The organism is Paenibacillus sp. FSL K6-3182 (assembly GCF_037976325.1).
GTDB lineage: Bacteria > Bacillota > Bacilli > Paenibacillales > Paenibacillaceae > Pristimantibacillus.
This window is the reverse complement of sequence record NZ_CP150265.1, coordinates 4,947,184-4,964,122: the sequence shown is the minus strand read 5'-3', so window position 1 is coordinate 4,964,122 and position 16,939 is coordinate 4,947,184. Positions and strand designations below refer to the sequence as shown.

The 16,939-nt window shown below is 42.1% G+C and carries 16 protein-coding genes; 13 read left to right on the top strand and 3 right to left on the bottom strand.

Going from position 1 to position 16,939, the window contains the following annotated elements; all coding sequences use genetic code 11:
- Positions 1 to 955 precede the first annotated feature (955 nt).
- Positions 956 to 2,242: a kynureninase gene (gene kynU / locus MHH56_RS22040; RefSeq protein ID WP_339203828.1), complete on the bottom strand. Its 1,287-nt coding sequence runs from the start codon at positions 2,240 to 2,242 to the stop codon at positions 956 to 958.
- 286 nt (positions 2,243 to 2,528) lie between these two features.
- On the opposite strand from kynU, the gene gap reads away from it, so the two are divergent.
- From gap to MHH56_RS22020, 4 genes are read left to right on the top strand one after another with little or no spacing between them, the layout of a single operon-like run.
- A complete protein-coding gene (gene gap, locus MHH56_RS22035; RefSeq protein WP_339203827.1) occupies positions 2,529 to 3,578 on the top strand; it encodes a type I glyceraldehyde-3-phosphate dehydrogenase in 1,050 nt (349 codons plus the stop codon).
- On the top strand, positions 3,515 to 3,733 hold the full coding sequence (locus MHH56_RS22030; protein ID WP_339203826.1) for a GapA-binding peptide SR1P: 219 nt from the start codon (positions 3,515 to 3,517) through the stop codon (positions 3,731 to 3,733). Before gap ends, MHH56_RS22030 begins: the two co-directional genes overlap by 64 nt.
- Positions 3,720 to 6,377, top strand: a complete 2,658-nt coding sequence (gene ppdK, locus MHH56_RS22025; RefSeq protein WP_339203825.1) for a pyruvate, phosphate dikinase — start codon at positions 3,720 to 3,722, stop codon at positions 6,375 to 6,377. Before MHH56_RS22030 ends, ppdK begins: the two co-directional genes overlap by 14 nt.
- Positions 6,377 to 7,177 (top strand): pyruvate, water dikinase regulatory protein, encoded by an 801-nt coding sequence (locus MHH56_RS22020; protein WP_339209700.1) that lies wholly within the window; start codon positions 6,377 to 6,379, stop codon positions 7,175 to 7,177. Before ppdK ends, MHH56_RS22020 begins: the two co-directional genes overlap by 1 nt.
- A 63-nt stretch (positions 7,178 to 7,240) precedes the next feature.
- Here the strand turns inward: MHH56_RS22020 and MHH56_RS22015 are convergent, their stop codons facing one another.
- On the bottom strand, positions 7,241 to 8,062 hold the full coding sequence (locus MHH56_RS22015; protein ID WP_339203823.1) for a MerR family transcriptional regulator: 822 nt from the start codon (positions 8,060 to 8,062) through the stop codon (positions 7,241 to 7,243).
- 122 nt (positions 8,063 to 8,184) lie between these two features.
- Between MHH56_RS22015 and MHH56_RS22010 the strand changes: the two genes are divergently transcribed.
- The 6 genes from MHH56_RS22010 to MHH56_RS21985 all read left to right on the top strand — a co-directional run bounded on the left by MHH56_RS22010 (position 8,185) and on the right by MHH56_RS21985 (position 13,567).
- Positions 8,185 to 9,456 (top strand): alcohol acetyltransferase, encoded by a 1,272-nt coding sequence (locus tag MHH56_RS22010; protein ID WP_339203822.1) that lies wholly within the window; start codon positions 8,185 to 8,187, stop codon positions 9,454 to 9,456.
- A complete protein-coding gene (locus MHH56_RS22005) occupies positions 9,453 to 10,127 on the top strand; it encodes a DUF6320 domain-containing protein (protein WP_339203821.1) in 675 nt (224 codons plus the stop codon). The genes MHH56_RS22010 and MHH56_RS22005 overlap by 4 nt, the downstream gene beginning before the upstream one ends.
- A gap of 187 nt (positions 10,128 to 10,314) precedes the next feature.
- The gene (locus MHH56_RS22000) at positions 10,315 to 10,638 is read left to right on the top strand and encodes a GntR family transcriptional regulator (RefSeq protein WP_339203820.1); all 324 of its coding nucleotides are present in this window, start codon (positions 10,315 to 10,317) and stop codon (positions 10,636 to 10,638) included.
- A 50-nt stretch (positions 10,639 to 10,688) separates the two neighbouring features.
- Positions 10,689 to 11,462, top strand: a complete 774-nt coding sequence (locus MHH56_RS21995; protein WP_339203819.1) for a hypothetical protein — start codon at positions 10,689 to 10,691, stop codon at positions 11,460 to 11,462.
- 18 nt (positions 11,463 to 11,480) lie between these two features.
- Positions 11,481 to 12,806 (top strand): hypothetical protein, encoded by a 1,326-nt coding sequence (locus MHH56_RS21990; protein WP_339203818.1) that lies wholly within the window; start codon positions 11,481 to 11,483, stop codon positions 12,804 to 12,806.
- A 26-nt stretch (positions 12,807 to 12,832) separates the two neighbouring features.
- Positions 12,833 to 13,567, top strand: coding sequence for an ABC transporter ATP-binding protein (locus MHH56_RS21985; protein ID WP_339203816.1), 735 nt, complete (start codon positions 12,833 to 12,835; stop codon positions 13,565 to 13,567).
- 45 nt (positions 13,568 to 13,612) lie between these two features.
- Here MHH56_RS21985 and MHH56_RS21980 read toward each other — a convergent pair whose 3' ends face one another.
- A complete protein-coding gene (locus tag MHH56_RS21980; protein ID WP_339203814.1) occupies positions 13,613 to 14,635 on the bottom strand; it encodes an alpha/beta hydrolase in 1,023 nt (340 codons plus the stop codon).
- Positions 14,636 to 14,766: 131 nt separating this feature from the next.
- Between MHH56_RS21980 and MHH56_RS21975 the strand changes: the two genes are divergently transcribed.
- The 3 genes from MHH56_RS21975 (at position 14,767) to MHH56_RS21965 (ending at position 16,868) form a co-directional block, all read left to right on the top strand.
- A complete protein-coding gene (locus MHH56_RS21975; RefSeq protein ID WP_339203813.1) occupies positions 14,767 to 15,174 on the top strand; it encodes a MerR family transcriptional regulator in 408 nt (135 codons plus the stop codon).
- A gap of 64 nt (positions 15,175 to 15,238) precedes the next feature.
- Positions 15,239 to 16,147: an alpha/beta hydrolase gene (locus MHH56_RS21970; RefSeq protein ID WP_339203812.1), complete on the top strand. Its 909-nt coding sequence runs from the start codon at positions 15,239 to 15,241 to the stop codon at positions 16,145 to 16,147.
- Positions 16,148 to 16,187: 40 nt separating this feature from the next.
- Positions 16,188 to 16,868, top strand: coding sequence for a Crp/Fnr family transcriptional regulator (locus MHH56_RS21965; protein WP_339203811.1), 681 nt, complete (start codon positions 16,188 to 16,190; stop codon positions 16,866 to 16,868).
- Positions 16,869 to 16,939 lie beyond the last annotated feature (71 nt).

Here is a 16,939-nt window from a genome sequence, read left to right as displayed (position 1 = left end):
TTAGATAAATAGCGAGTGTGGAGTTCGTTAGAAAATAAAACAAGCCTATTTTGATCAAATAGGGCCTGTGGAGTTCGTTAGGATGTATCGAGGTAGGGGCTGGGTTGCGAGCTTAGTCTACTAATTCCTAACGAACTCAGTAGACGTTATTGGGCAGAAAATTGTGTTTTCTGAACGCTAACGAACCCCAGAGGCGTTATTGCTCAAAATGATGTTTAAATGTGAGGTAACTTAGGTAGATAGTGAGTGTGGGGTTTGTTAGAAAATAAAACAAGCCTAATTTGATCAAATAGCGCCTGTTGAGTTCGTTAGAATGTGTCTAGGTAGGGGCTAGGTTGCGAGCGTAGTCTTCCAATTCCTAACGAACCCAGTAGACGCTATTGGGCAGGAAATTGTGTTTTCTGAACGCTAACGAACCCCAGTGGCGTTATTGCTCAAAATGATGTCCATATGCGAGGTAACTTAGGTAAATAGCGAGCGTGGGGTTCGTTAGAAAATAAAACAAGCCTAATTTGATCAAATAGCGCCTGTGGAGTTCGTTAGAATGTGATGAGGTAGGGGCTAGGGTGCGAGGGTAGTCTACCAATCCTAACGAACTCAGTAGACGCTATTTGGCAGGAAATTGTGTTTTCTGAACGCTAACGAACTCCAGAAGCGCTATTGCTCAAAATGATGTCCAAATGCGAGGTAACTTAGGTAGATAGCGAGTGTGTGGTTCGTTAGAATTTAAAACAAGCCTAATTTGATCAAATAGCACCTGTGGAGTTCGTTAGAATGCGTTTGGGGATGGGTGAGTTGGCTGAGCAGATGCGTTTTTATACGGTGATTGAAACTCATTCCATACTATTAATAAACTCCGTAATAATGTCTACCGTACCGCTTCAAAAGCCCCCGTTCCACTATTTGTGGAGAGGGGGCTGCGTTACATTTGTTATTCGGTTAGTCAACTAGTCAACTAGGCAACAACGCCGCGCTTGGCATCAAATGCTTCGTACTGCTTCTCTACGATGATATTCTTGAGAATTTGTACGGTTTGCCAAACGTCTGCATAGGTCGTGTAGAGAGCAACAGGTGCAAGGCGCACGACGTTCGGAGAACGGTAGTCGGGGATGACATGATTTTGCTTAAGAGCTTTGCATATTCGAATCGCCTCATCGTGCTCCAAGCTGATATGGCCGCCGCGGCGGTCATCCTCTTGTGGATTTGCAAGCACATAACCAAGACCCGGCAGCTCATGATTAATTAACTCAACCATGTAGCGTGATATATGCAGTGACTTCTCGCGAATTTGTTCGATCGAAGTCATTTCAAAAATTTCCAATGCTCCAATGAGCGGTGCGATGCTGAATATATGCGGCGTTCCGATTTGATAAGCGCCTGCAGTGTGCTCGACTGTTAAATTGTGCTCCATATCGAATTGCTTGCTTTTATTAGAGCTGTACCAACCCGTTAAACCAGGAACACGGCCAAAATGCTTCTTGTTCACATAAAGAGAGGCAACGCCGCCCGGTCCGCCATTCAAATATTTATAATTGCACCACAGCGCAAAATCCACGTCCCAATCACTGAAATAATGAGGAATAGAGCCTACCGAATGACAGCCATCAAACCCAATTATAATACCACGAGCATGTGCTTCTGCTGTTAGACGTTTAATATCTAGTAATTGTCCGCTTCTATATAGAACGGTAGGAAGCAGTATAACAGAGATCTCATCGGACATTGCTGCGATAATATCCTCTTCTTCAATCATTCGGCCATCACGGCTGGCTACACGAATCAGATGTGTCTCGGGATCATACCCCTTTAGGCGAAGCTGGCTTTGAAGAGCATAAATGTCGGTCGGAAAATCGAGATCAGTTGCCATTATTTTCGTGCGATTGCCTGATGGTTGGTAGAAGGTCGACACAAGCTGATGAATATTCGTCGATGTAGAACCTGTAATAATTACTTCCTCCGCATCTGCCCCGACAAGGGCAGCCATCTGCTTGGAAAGGGATTCAGGCAAGAAAAACCATGGGCGCTCGCCCTGGGTCCAACCATCGATCGTTTGTGTTTTCCATGACTCAAGCATCTCAAGCATCGTTCGTTCAGCGCGTTTGGAAATGAGGCCAAGCGAATTTCCGTCTAAATAAATCATGCCGTCAGGTACATAAAACTCTTCGCGCAAATGTGCCAGCTTATCCATATGATCTAATTGTTTGGCGTACTCTAACGAATAATCCTGCGTAATCGCTTTCAATTATGTCACCTCTTCTTGAGTAAATTCTATTATTGTTTAGATAACTATATTATAATTATGACATGGTGTCAATATTATTCAAAATGGTGTACAATCAACAAAACGAGTCGATCAAGTGGCTGGCGCAAATCGTCTTAACATTCATACTCACTCCAGTATATGACGCATATATAAAAACTAAGTAAATAATATGCGATTTATGTGTCTTAAATAATTATATATTGCGTACTAATTATTTATATGTTATGTATTATATAGATTCAAATCACAACAGGGGGTAATGGTAATGGAGGTTGGAGTAGGCATTAGCGGCACGGGTAGAATTGGCAGATTACTTATACGCAGAGCTTTTTCCAGAAAAATGAAAGGACTGAGGGTTAAAGCGGTCAACTCAACCTATCCTGTTGAGACCATTGCACATTTATTAAAATATGACACCGTACATGGCATCTGGGATGTAGATGTATCTGTACAAGATGGAGATCTCCTGATTAATAATAATAAAATTAAATATTTGACGGAAAAAGATCCGTCGCGGCTTCCTTGGAAGGAGCTTGGCGTAACGCTGGCAATTGATGCGACGGGTAAGTTTACTGATCGTGAAGGTGCATCAAAACATATTGCGGCAGGTGCCGAGATGGTACTGATTACTGCTCCTTGCAAGGGAGCCGACCTTACGGTTGTGATGGGAGTTAACGAGCATCGCTTTGATTCGAATCGACATCGCATTATCTCCGCAGCCTCTTGTACGACAAACTGTGTTGCTCCAGTGCTAGATGTGTTAGATCAAGCTTACGGCATAAAGCAGGCATGGATGACTACGATACATTCCTACACCAGTGATCAGAATCATATGGACAATCCTCACAAAGATCTTAGACGTGCGCGTGCATGTGCACAATCCATTATCCCCACTTCAACGGGAGCAGGTAAAGCGCTTACTGATGTACTGCCGCACTTAGCTTCGCTCGTTCAAGGTATCTCGGTACGTGTTCCGACTCCTAATGTATCGTTAGTTGATTTGACTGTTCATCTGGCCAAAAAGACTTCATATGAGGCAGTAAAACAAGCTTTTTTATTTTCCGCTGCGACGAACTTAAAATCTTATCTAGATGTAGTCGATGTACCGCTTGTTTCATCGGATTACATTGGTAATGAGTTTTCAGCTATTATTGATGGTTCATCTCTTATGGTGAGCGGAGACCAATTAAAGGTTTTGGCATGGTATGACAATGAGTGGGCTTATTCCTGCAGAGTAATGGATTTGGCGCAATGGGCATGCAATCCACATTCTATCGGAGGTGTAGAGGGATGGAAACAAACCGCTGCAAGGTAAAAATGGGAGTGATACTCTGTAAGCATTGCGATTCAGTCATTGATACCTTGGATACTGAAAAAGCAACGGTCTATTACTTGGAATGCGGTCAAGCCGATTGTACGAATTACAATTCCGGGAGAATACAAGGAGGCACGAGTGATGACGAGCAATAGAGTGCTGTTCTTTCATGAAGGCAACGCAGGGATGAAGCATTTGCTCGGAGGAAAAGGTGCGAATTTAGCAGAAATGACGAATGCCGGACTTCCAGTTCCTCCTGGGTTCACAGTTACAACGGAGGCTTGCAGAGCTTATTATGCTGGAGGGCAGCTTTTGCCGGAAGGTCTATTCGTGGAGATCCGGAATGCTTTAATGAAAGTGGAAAAGCTGAAAGGACAATCATTCGGCGGGGATGAGAATCCACTGCTGGTATCAGTCCGATCGGGCTCGGTTAATTCAATGCCTGGAATGATGGACACTATACTTAATCTAGGACTGAACGATGTTACGGTAGAGGCGCTTGCTCGCCAAACGGGAAATCCGCGTTTCGCTTATGATTGTTATAGAAGGCTCATCCAAATGTTCGGCAACGTCGTATTTGATATTGAAGGTTTATATTTTGAATCACTGCTGCATCAATTGAAGCAAAGCAGATCTATAGAAGATGATAAGGATTTGCCGGCTGAAGCTTGGATGGAGTTGATTGTTTCCTATAAACAGTTAATAGAAGCTAAATCGCGAAAAACGTTTCCGCAAAATGTTTACATCCAGCTTGAGCTAGCCGTCGAAGCGGTATTTCGTTCGTGGAACAATCACCGGGCAATCGTCTATCGGAAAGCGTATAACATTCCAGATTATCAAGGAACAGCAGTAAATATTCAATCGATGGTGTTCGGCAATATGGGGGATAACTGCGGAACAGGCGTATTGTTTACCCGGAATCCTTCAACGGGCGCCAAGATGCTCTACGGGGAGTACTTGATCAACGCCCAAGGTGAGGACGTTGTCGCTGGCGTGCGAACACCTCTTCCGATTGCAAAGCTGGAGGAGGAAATGCCAGCAGTATTTAAACAACTTGTAGAAACGGCCGCAAAGCTGGAAGCTCATTATAAGGATATGCAGGATATTGAATTTACGGTGGAGAACGGCTCACTGTTCATTTTGCAGACACGGAATGGGAAAAGAACGGCACAAGCAGCGGTTAAGCTAGCTGTTCATTTTGCCAAGGAAGGCATACTGAAGCGGGAGGAGGCGCTCGCTCGAATAGAGGTGGAGCATTTGGATAAATTGCTTCACCGAGCGATTGATGAGGATGCTAAGCTGGATGTGCTGGCAACGGGACTGCCAGCATCGCCGGGAGCAGCAACGGGCCAAGTTGTTTTCGATGCTGACAAAGCAGAGGAATGGGTGCGCGAAGGCAGAAGGGTTGTGCTTGTCAGCGCAGAGACAAGTCCGGAAGATATTCACGGCGTAATCGCTGCCGAAGGCGTGTTAACAAGCCGCGGGGGGATGACAAGCCACGCCGCCGTTGTGGCTCGGGGAATGGGCAAGCCATGTGTATGCGGCTGCGAGGAAGTTCGCATCGATAAAGATGCTGCATTATTCACTGCCGGTGAAATCACGGTACGTGAAGGCGATTGGATTACGCTGGACGGTTCCACTGGACGCGTTATTTTGGGCGGAGTGACGCTCAAAGAACCAGAAATTAGCGTGGAGCTGGAGGAGCTGCTCGAATGGGCGGATGAAGTCCGCGATTTGGCCGTTCGAACGAATGCCGACACACCGGAGGATGCGGAGAAAGCAAGAGCATTCGGCGCAGAAGGCATCGGTCTATGCAGAACGGAGCATATGTTCATGTCCGCGGAGCGCTTGCCTGTCGTTCAAGCCATGATCCTGGCGGATACGAAGGAGGAGCGGCAACGAGCACTCGATCTGCTTCTCCCGATGCAGCAGAGCGATTTCGAAGGTATATTTACTGCGATGGATGGTTTTCCTGTAACAATAAGGCTGCTTGACCCACCTTTACATGAATTTTTACCGCATTTGGAGGAGCTGGTCGTGAGACAGCAGCAAATACTCCTAGCTGCAAATGTTCACGAGCATGTCAGCGAAAAGCAAGCATTGGATGCTCTTATACGTAAGGTGCGCAATCTGCAAGAGATGAACCCGATGCTTGGACAACGAGGCTGTCGTTTAGGCATTCTTTTCCCCGAGATTTACGAAATGCAAGCCATTGCGATATTCCATGCTGTACTGAATTGTAAAAATAGAGGCATTCAAGTTTTACCTGAAATTATGATTCCTCTTGTGGGGCATGCGAACGAGCTGAAAGTGATGCGATCGCTCGTTGAAGGTGCCGCTGATACGGTGCTTGGCCCAAATAAAGAACACATATCCTATAAAATAGGGACGATGATTGAGGTGCCTAGAGCGGCGTTAACCGCAGACAAAATTGCCGAGCATGCTGACTTTTTCTCTTTTGGTACAAATGATCTGACACAAATGACCTTCGGCTATAGTCGGGACGATGCGGAGGGCAAGTTTCTCAGTCACTATGTTGACCATGAGATATTACCCGTAAATCCATTTCAGGTGCTGGACACCGAAGGGGTTGGCCTCTTAGTCGAATGGGCTGTTCAGAAAGGCCGATCGCGTAAACCGCAGCTCAAAACAGGCATTTGCGGGGAGCATGGCGGGGATAAGGAATCGATCTTTTTCTGCCATAACGCGGGATTAGATTATGTCAGCTGTTCCCCTTACCGGGTGCCTCTGGCAAGAATAGCTGCGGCTCAAGCCAAGCTGAAATTCGGAAAACAATGATGCACAATGAGCAGCAATATTTAGTCATTTGCTCTGATTCAATTGGCGAAACGGCCGAGGCGGTTGCTCAGGCGACCATTCGTCAATTTAACCCAGAGCAAGTTACGGTCAGGCGGTTTAGCAATATACGAAGCGTAAATGAGGTTCGGCAAGTTGTTAAGGAAACGGCAGAAAAAGGTGGTTTTATTGCTTATACGCTAGTCCAGCCTGAACTGCGGGAAATGATGAAAGCAGAAGCCACACGATTTCAAATTCGCGCAGTAGATATTATGGGTCCGATGCTTCAGGCGTTCGTGGACACGTATGGAAATACACCTAAACGACAACCGGGCTTGCTCCATGAAATGAATGAGGATTACTTCCGGAGAATAGAAGCGATGGAGTTTGCGGTCAAATATGATGACGGTCGGGATGCTCGCGGCATGCTGCAAGCCCAAGTCGTTCTGATTGGCGTATCCCGTACATCAAAAACGCCGTTAAGTATCTATTTGGCGCATAAAGGCATAAAATCCGCGAACTTGCCCATCATGCCAGAGGTCAATCCACCTATGGAGCTATTCAAAATTCCAAGCCGCCGCATCATTGGACTTACGATGGATGCTGAGCATATTCTGAATATCCGTACGGAGCGGTTGAAAGTGCTTGGACTTCCTACGGGGTCCCAATATGCAACATTTCAGCGTATTATAGAAGAGCTGGAATACGGGCAAGCGTTAATGAAGCAAATAGGCTGCGTCGTTATCAATGTGACGAACAAAGCGATAGAAGAAACGGCTGGACTTATTATGGACTATATTTAATTTTACAAAAAACGGGACTGTCCCTTAAGGTCTATGACCTTGAGTGACAGTCCCGTTTGCTTTTTACTCTGAACAGGGCACCAATAACGCTTGAAGTTCATATACCCATTGAAAAATGCCTGTAAAAATAACCGATTGGACAATAAATGTTAGTTCAGCATCATATTTCGTTTTTGCATCATTAATCATATTTTGCATGGCCAATGGTTTTTGCTCTTCGGAGCAATAACCATAAATATACGTTCCGGCAGGCAATACGGCCATATTGTCTGCCTCAGCAGGCCACTTTTCACAGACACCAAATAGGACAGAATGGTTTTCAGACTGCTCTTTCTCTAATGTCGTCAATATAAATGCTGTATGTTCGAAAATAAATGAACCTCCCTCGCCGTCACTGCTATATTGCAGGAGCAGATCTTGCAGCAGCTGGAAATTTTCAATGCTCGGCTGCTGGATAGAAGGAAACGTTAAGATCATTCTTTTTGGAATCATTTTGCTTGAAAAAACATGATCGGAAAGCTGCTCAGGTATGAGTGTCGTACGCGTTTCATACTGTTCTCTCAAAGCTAAAAGCAATTTTTTAGTTTGTTGCAGTTGTTTGATTTCCTGATCTATTTTATCTTCAGTCGCTATTAGACAAGGAATAATATATTCATAATGGTCATTTGCGAACAACTCTTTAATATCGTTTAAAGGCATACTTCGTTGTTTGCAAAAGTTAATCACGTTCAGATAAACCAATTCCTCATCTGAATAATAGCGATAACCTGTGTGAACATCTACTTTTGCAGGCTTCAACAAGCCAATTCTGTCATAATGCCGTAAGGTTTCTATGGTCGTGCTGCTTCGTTTGGCTGTTTCTCCGATAGAGTAGTATGTCCTCATGTCAATCTGCTCCTATTGACTCTTATGTTACACAAGAGTTTATGATTTTCATTGTAAATAAATTCGATTGATTATACAAACAAGAGCTAAACAGCATGAATCTAGAAAGGAAGAAATTCCAATTGAACAAATGGTATAAACTCGATAATGCTGCAAAGCTTTTTCCATCCGTTACGAATACAAAAAACACCTCTGTTTATCGAATTTCAGCCGTATTGAAGGATAGAATAGATGCTGACGCCTTGCAGAGAGCGGCTGATACCGTATTTGATCGTTTTCCGATGTTTACAGTTAAACTACGTAAAGGTGTGTTTTGGAATTACTTGGATGAAAATACGGAGAAAATTGTGATCGAAGAGGACGAGCAGTATCCATGTCGGGATATTGATCCGAATACGAATAATGGCTACCTATTTAAGGTTTTATATTATCAAAATAGAGTATCGATTGAAGTTTTTCATTCCCTTACGGATGGCAATGGAACCATTGAATTTTTAAAATCACTTTTATACTATTACCTCATATATTTGGGAAAAAACATCGATCCTGAAGGGAAAATTTTGCTCGCGGATACTGGAGTGGATGTGCTTGATATGGAGGACAGCTTTCGCAGGTATTACAAGGATTGTTATGTTGAACGAGTGATAACGAGCAAATCTTATCATGTTAAAGGTACACGCTTTGAGCACTTCGGAAACAATGTGGTGCACGGCGTTGTTAGTGCTTCTGCATTGAATGCACTTGCCAAGCAAAAGGGCTGTACGATAACAGCGTATTTAACGACATTGCTCATTTACTCTATTTATCAAACAAGGATTAAATTTAGTGAGCAGAATGCCCCGGTGGTCATATCTATTCCAGCCAATTTACGCAAAGCCTTCCCGTCGCGAACGCTTCGCAATTTTTTTGGCGTTGTAAATATCGGAATAAAAGTAACCGAGGACGCTTCATTTGATGAGCTCATTATTCGAGTAAATGAAATGTTAAAGCAGAAAACTGGAAAAGAAAATTTGCAAAATATTATTTATAACAATGTAGCGCTCGAACGCAACAAAGCTACTCTTTTTATTCCGCTGTTTCTCAAAAGCTGGTTTGTTGATTTTGGTTTTCGCACACTAGGAGAAAGCAGAAGAACGATGACGTTATCCAATGTTGGCAACATCATTTTGCCGCAGCAAATGTATGACTATATCGACGTTATTGAGGCTGTAGTCTATCCATCAAATAAAAGCCCAGTAAGCTGCGGCGTCTGTACGGTTAATGATAAGCTGACGATTACGTTTACGAGAAGTATTGTAGAAGCCGATATACTGCAATATTTTTTCTCTTATTTAGCGGCTCAGGCTGAGCTTGACGTGAGAGTATATTCAAATGATTGGGGGAGGAATGGATGAGGTTATGCAATCGATGCAATGTGAGCGTTGACGATCAGCACGACTATTGTCCGTTATGCTCGAGGCCTCTTGGGAATCGCGGGAATAGTGCGTCAGAGTACCCCTCCTATGCAAAATTACATCAAGAAACAGCCGTATTTACACGTACGAAGCTGTTTTTGTTTTTAACGATATCGGCTATAGTACTCTCGATTACGATTAATTTATTAACGTTGCAGCTCAATCCTAAATTGTGGTCTGCGATTGTGACGACCGGGTTAATCTATGCATGGGTGATCGTAAAAGATACGATTTTGTCAAAGGCGCATATCGGCAAAAAGATATTGTTTCATTACGCGATATTAGCGCTTTTTTTACTCGTAATCGATATTTTTGTTGGGTTTATGAAGTGGTCAACCACCTATGCCATTCCGCTGTTTGGTATGGCAGCAACTTTTATGATGACTCTGCTCGCCATTATAAAAAAATCGTTATGGCATAATGATATCGGTTATTTATTAGCGATGTTTTTCATCAGCCTATGTCCTGCGATTTTATTTATTTTTCAATTAGCGGATGTCATTTGGCCAAGTGTGGCAGCGATTGTTTACTCATTGCTCACGATCATCGGCATGATTATTTTTTCGGATCGGCAATTTAAAGAGGAAATAAAGAAAAGGTTTCATTTTTAAAAGGTTTAGAAAGATTTATTACATATCATCGAAGAAAAGGAGCAGATCTCAAAATCACGCTCCTTTTTTTGTTACATATTGACAACTAAATTGTACTAGTGCAATAATACAACCAAGAGATAAGGCAGGTGATGTGTACGTGCTAAATTTTTATGAATTAAAGCTAAACAACAAGGAGCCCGTATACGTGCAGGCCGCATTGTATGTGAAGAGGCAAATACTGCTGGGGAAAGTTGAATCGGGAGATAAGCTGCCGTCTAGGCGAGAAATAGCTGCACAACTGAACATTAATCCGAATACAGTGCAAAAGGCTTTTAAGCTTATGGAGGATGAAGGTTATGTTCGCACGAGCAGTACGCTCGGCAGTGTCATTTATGTAGATGAGGCGATCTTAAAGCAAATTGAAGCTGAGCTGACGGATGAGTTAGTGAAAGCGTTTATTGGCTCCGCTAAGGAGATTCATTTGTCGTTCCAACAAGTCATTTCCCTCATTAGCGAGCGTTGGGAATAGTTTTTTTTGGCGTATCTGTACTACTACTATAATACAATTGAGGTGGTATCATGAGAACCTTTTATCGATTGCTGCAATATGAATTTTCAACCTGGTTGAAAGCGATTATGCTGCTTTGCACAGCTGTAATCGTTATCCCTCTTTATCTGCTCCACATGTTTGTCAAAGACTATGGTGAATATACCATTCACGAGCGCTATGAAAATATTTATGCCTCTTCAGGCTGCATCATCGTATTCCTCCTATGCATAGCAGCAGCATGCGGATTTTTCTTAAAGACGATTTATGCAGGTTATTGGGGCAGTAAAAGTATATACATGTTTTTATCACTGCCTGTAAGGCGTGAATCGATTTATTTTAGCAAAATCGTTGTTTTTGTCATTTGCTTGCTCATGCTGCTCGGGTCGCAGCTAATTAGCATAAAGCTTGGATACGATGTGGTATCGGCGAAGTTTGCAAGCTATGGTGAAGGCCGCTTTTCGATGACAAATGGACTTTTTTTAGCGGTTATCCGTTCTGATTTTTTTCGAATCATCATGCCATTAAACCTAAGCAGAATCTTATCATCAGCAAGTATTTTATTTATGATCACAACAGCTCTATATTACGGGGCTTTATGTGAACGAAGCAAAAGGTACTGGGGTTTTGTCGCTATTGGAGCCGCGGTTATAGTGGCAATTAAAATACTGAGCTATCGAATGAGTGAATCCTATTCTTATGCAGCACCAAGTCATTTGTATATTAGCAGTTCAATTATGCTTATTTTAAGTGGATTTTTCATATGGCACAGCATCAAGCTAATAAAAAAAGCAGCTATCGCTTAAGAAAGGGATGGGATCGCTATGAAAAAGCTGAAAAATCATGCAGTTCTTGTTGCTCTAATTGCAGCGATAGCTGTCATAGGGATAATGTCCGGCAGTATATACTCGAAGAAGGATCAAGGGACATTTTTTTTAAAAGATTTGCAGGGTTCACGCCAAGCGATTGAGGATGCAGCCATAAGTGGAGAGCTGAAGGATGGGAGCCATCGCACTAGTTTCCGTATTGAGAAAGGCCAAGTGAAAACGAGTACCGTGTTATTTGAGCAGATGCAGCAGCAAACCCCAAAACGATTTATTCCGGGAAATGCAAAAATAATGAATGGCGTTGAATATGATATTTCGAATACTGGACCGCTTTTTGAAATCGTTGCTCGTGATCGACGGAACGCGATTCCCATTCCTATCGGTACGGCAACGGTTAACCCGCCTGTTCATTATAATAGAGCGGATCAGAAGGGTAACAGCGTCACTTATACGAATGCTCTTGAATGTGGACTTGCCAAAATTGGCGATAACGTATATTTTACATTGCCAACGACAACGCATTACACAGGAGAGAACGGAATCTATGAGCTCAAGTTTTCAGATAATTGGGGTTATCGAGGCATAACCGGAGACAAAGGGCAGGAGCCGCGTACCGTGGCAACCTTCAGCCTGGATAAAAACAAAGATAATCCGAATTCAAGCATTGAAATTCTTGGATTAGAAGCCGTTGGCAGCAGCTTGGCATTAATTGCAGTTGAAGATAACCAGCTTATTATTCGGGCATATGACAGTATCAGCGGGAAGCAATTAGGTGAGACAATAGTTCCTCATTTTTACTTGGCAGGACGGAATCGAGCGAGCTCTTTCAATAATCCGAGCGGGGATACCTATTATGAAAACTATGAAGCATTTAGCGATCACGATCAGAACACGCTAAATCTGAGTTTTAGCCGGTCCTCTTCAGCAGAGGATGCTGTTGCCAATAATAATAATAAAACAATGTTTAGTTTTCATTTATCGAGTGAAATGAAATTAAACGAAACGATAAAAGAAAGCTTTGCGGACGGAGAAGAGGACAATTTCAGCGGTATGCTCGCGATGAGCTATCGCAACGATAAGTTATATGTCGTTAAAACAATGAGAAGCAAGCCTAAAGATGAAAGTCAGCTTCAATATGATATTGTGCTTCCTAAACGATTTATGATTTACGTGTATCAAGCCTCAAGATTGCTCTACAAAGGCGAGCTTATGACTGATCTGAATGACGATAATATGAGAGCGATGAATCTACCGCCGCTGCCAGGCGGGTTTGGATACAGCCAATCAGAGTATAGGTATTACGATAACCTCACTATTGAATAAAAGGTTAGCAGGCAGGAGGGGCATGGATGATCGAGCTGAAATATGTGGAAAAGCGCTATCCTGGGAGCAGTGAGTACTTATACGTGGATAGCTTAACGATAAACAAAGGTGAAATCGTTGGTATTCTTGGCGGAAACGGCAGCGGAAAAACAACATTGCTGAAAGCGATTATGGGAATCGGAGAAATTCAGAACGGAACCATAACAGTAGAAGGCAGACCAGTAACGGAGCAGTATGACAACATTGCGTTGATTACGGAAGAGGGCAGCTTTCTTCCTGATCTAACACCCGTTCAATATGCAGAGTTTTTGGCTGGTTTTTTTCCTAGATTCAATAGAAAACATTTTGACAAGCTGATCAGCTTTTATGAGCTTGAACCGCAGCAAAAAATCAAAACATTTTCCAAAGGGCAAAAGCTGAAGCTTGAAATTTGTGCGGGGTTTGCTAAGGACGCAAAATATATGCTGATGGACGAACCTTTTCAGGGCAAAGATATGTTCACTAGAAAGGATTTTTTAAAGCTGATGGTTTCCAATTTAAAAGGCGATGAGACGATCCTGCTTACGACACATTTAATAGAAGAAATTGAGCATGTTATCGACCGTGCCATTATTGTTCATAAGGGCAGAATTAAAGCGGACTTTTATATAGACGAGATGAGAGAACAAGGTAAAAGTATAAGTGATGTCATGTCTGAGGTTATTGGCTATAAAGAGAATAAATATAAGGAAGCTTTGGATGATTCATTTCCCGAGAAATAGTTGAAGAAGGTTTCTAGTATGAATGCCATATTTTTAAAATTAGCTTTAATTATTATTAATTGTGTTCACTATTTTTTGCAATACTTCTTCTCTGTTAGACCAATGAATGTAATGCTCAGAATCAGAAATGGTTTCTTGTTTACTAAGGCTGGACCATTGTAAAAGCTGTCGCTGCACTTTCGCCCATTCGCCTCCACTATCTGAAGATAAAATAAGCAGCGGGGTGTCTTTTAAGTAACCGCCATCTAATACAGCACGAGCATTCTCATTCATATTTTTTATGAAACTCAAATTATTGGAATCTCCAATATGATTATAATACATGGCTAAGTCAGTGGCTTTCCATGCGATAGGGAGCCGTTGATTACGTATGTTCTCAGCGGTAAATGGAAGTAAAACGCCTATATTTCCTAAAGCTCTAGCTATTCCAGTTACACGCAGACCTGCCATAAAGCGATTTATCAAATAGGGCTGCATCTCCCTAGCATTTGCATAATATTCAGGGCTGCCGCCATCTAATAAAATGATTTGTTCTACTTCGTCAGGGTATCGTTGTGCAAAACGAAGCACCTCTAATGATGCGAGCGAGTGTCCAATTAAAACGTAAGGCGCGGTTTCATTTGATGTATTAAGCAATTCATGCAGTTCATCAACTAATGTATCAATCGTTCTAGGGATATGTGTTTGCTCGCTCCAACCAAAACCAGCATGGTCAAAACTTACGGTTCTCGCATATTGTTGCAGTTCGTTTTGTAAGTAGTAAAAATCAGTAAAAGCATTAGGCGTACCAGACCCAGCAACAAAAACAATGGTTAGGCTACCAGCAGTTCCAACACTGTATACGTGCATGTCATGCGAGTTTATCGTAAATCGTTTTCCTTGCGGCAAAAACATTTGCGATTCTTTATTCATCATATTGTATTGCCACATTCCTCCTATTAACAGAAGGATGACAACAGACACTACGATTTTCATTATGACTTTTAATTTTGGTTTACGAGTTTTTTTGTTCATGGCTGATCCTTTATCGACTTTTAAATTTGTTTGGTTTTTACTTTTTAGATCCATAATTAGTATATTATAGCATTTTCGTTTTGGCATAACTACAATACTATTCTCTAATTAAAACATTAAGACCTATGATCAGCCTGTGTGTCTCTTCAGAACAATCTTTCAACCAACATAAGAGGGGGATTGAAATGACCGGTTATTTGCGAGGGCAAATTGCAAAAATGGCGAATGTGAATATCGAAACGTTAAGATACTACGAGAATCACGGTCTAATTCCGGCGCCGATGCGTTCTGAATCAGGTTATCGGATGTACTCTGAGGAAGTATTAAGTCATCTTACGTTTATAAAAAATGCTAAGGCTTGTGGATTTACGTTAAAAGAAATCAAAAAAGCATTAACAAAGTCTAGCAGCAGTCAAATTAGTCTCGCTGATTTTTTGACTGTGATTGATAAAAAAATGGGTAAAATCCGTTCAGATATGGAACGGCAAGAACAAACATTAGCAATGCTCGCAAGCTTAAAAACAAATCTGCAAGCAGAAGAAAGGCACCCGGAAACTCAGCAAACACTTCACATCCTTCACATGGAATCTTAGCTTGACGTTGTACTATGCTACAGGCTGTAAACTTACGTTATTAAGCCTGTAGGAGGAGTATTACATGGAAAAATCGAGTATCGAACAGCTTGCAGCGATTAAACAATTTTTAAAACAAACGAGCAATTTTAGCGAAATGCCTGTGGAGAAAATACGAAATGAAATGAACAATACCGCAGCTGCAATGCAAATGAATACGGATATTATTGTCCAAGAGGTAGTAATCGGAAATCTATATGGTGAATGGATTACTCCAGCTAATCTAACTGTAGATGTGAACAAGGTCGTTCTTTACTTCCATGGCGGTGGTTTTATAGCAGGCACCTGTGCATTCTATCGTGATTTGACGGCAAGAATAGCGAAATCCAGTGGGGTGAAAGTGCTTGTCATTGAATATAGACTTGCACCGGAGCATTTGTATCCAGCTGCAAACGAGGATTGCCTCACTGCCTATCGTTGGTTGCTTGAAAACGGCTATTCCGCTGCTAATATCCTATTTGGAGGGGATTCAGTAGGCGGAAGCCTTGCGCTTATGACCTTGCTTTCACTTCGAGATCAAGGAGAGATGCTTCCAGCAGGTGCTTTTCTCATCTCCCCCCATACGGATCTAGTTCATTTGGATGGTGAATCCTATACGACTCGATCGGAGCTTGATCCTACAGGGAGCTTGGAGGGAAATCGCAGGATATTGGACATGTATTTAGGCAGCAGAACGGATGAAATCCCGCTCTTATCCCCACTTAGGATGAATTTGAGCGGACTGCCCGATTTGTTTATCCAAGTAGGCGATCATGAGGTTTTGTTAAGCGACTCTACACGGTTTACGGATCAAGCAAGAGCAGCAGGTGTCGCAGTTACGTTGGAAGTATGGGATCAGATGTGGAGTGTATTTCATTTTCTCGCCTACATGCTTCCGGAAGCGCAGCAGGCTATCGACCATATTGGTCATTTTGTAAAAAAGAAGCTGCCTTAAATCTTTATTTTTTCATCTCGTTTAACGAACTGGAGGAGAAATGGATAACATTCAATATTTATCGCAATTCAATTTGCTTCAATCACTCACAATAGAAGACTTGATAGAGATGGATGAAATGACCTCTATTACCGTTATCCCGAAAAAGACATTTATTCAAACACCGGAATCTTTTTCAGAAGGGCTTTATTTTGTAAAAAAGGGAAAGGTTCGTTTATATAAGCTGTCTGTGGAAGGCAAGCAATTTACTTCGGATATATTAGGTGAAGGAAATGTATTTGGCGAGATGAATATCATTTCATTTGGTACGCGGGATCACTATATTGAAACGATTGAAGAAAGCCATATTTGTTTGATGAGTAAAGATAGGTTTGAAAATTTTTTAATGCAGCGGCCTCGCTTCATGATGAATTTATTACAGGTTCTTAGTGATCGAATTAGTGCGATGAGTCGTTTAACACAAAATTTAGCTCTAGGAGGTCTTCATGATAAAATTTTGCATGTTCTCATGAAGCTTTCTGAGCAATTTGGACTTACGAGCATGGATAGGGATGAGTATTGCAAAGTTGATTTTCCTCTTTCACATCAAGAAATAGCAAATCTAGTTGGAGCGACAAGAGAAGCGGTAACGGTAGCCTTACAAGAGCTTTCGGAACAAAAACACATTAAGACAGGTTTTAAAACCATCTACATCCATAAAAAAATGTTGCTGCAAAGCTAGGTCATGTAGGAATGGTTGTAAACTAGATTACATCTTCGCTTATAAATAAGAAGTATGATTGGCGTACTTCC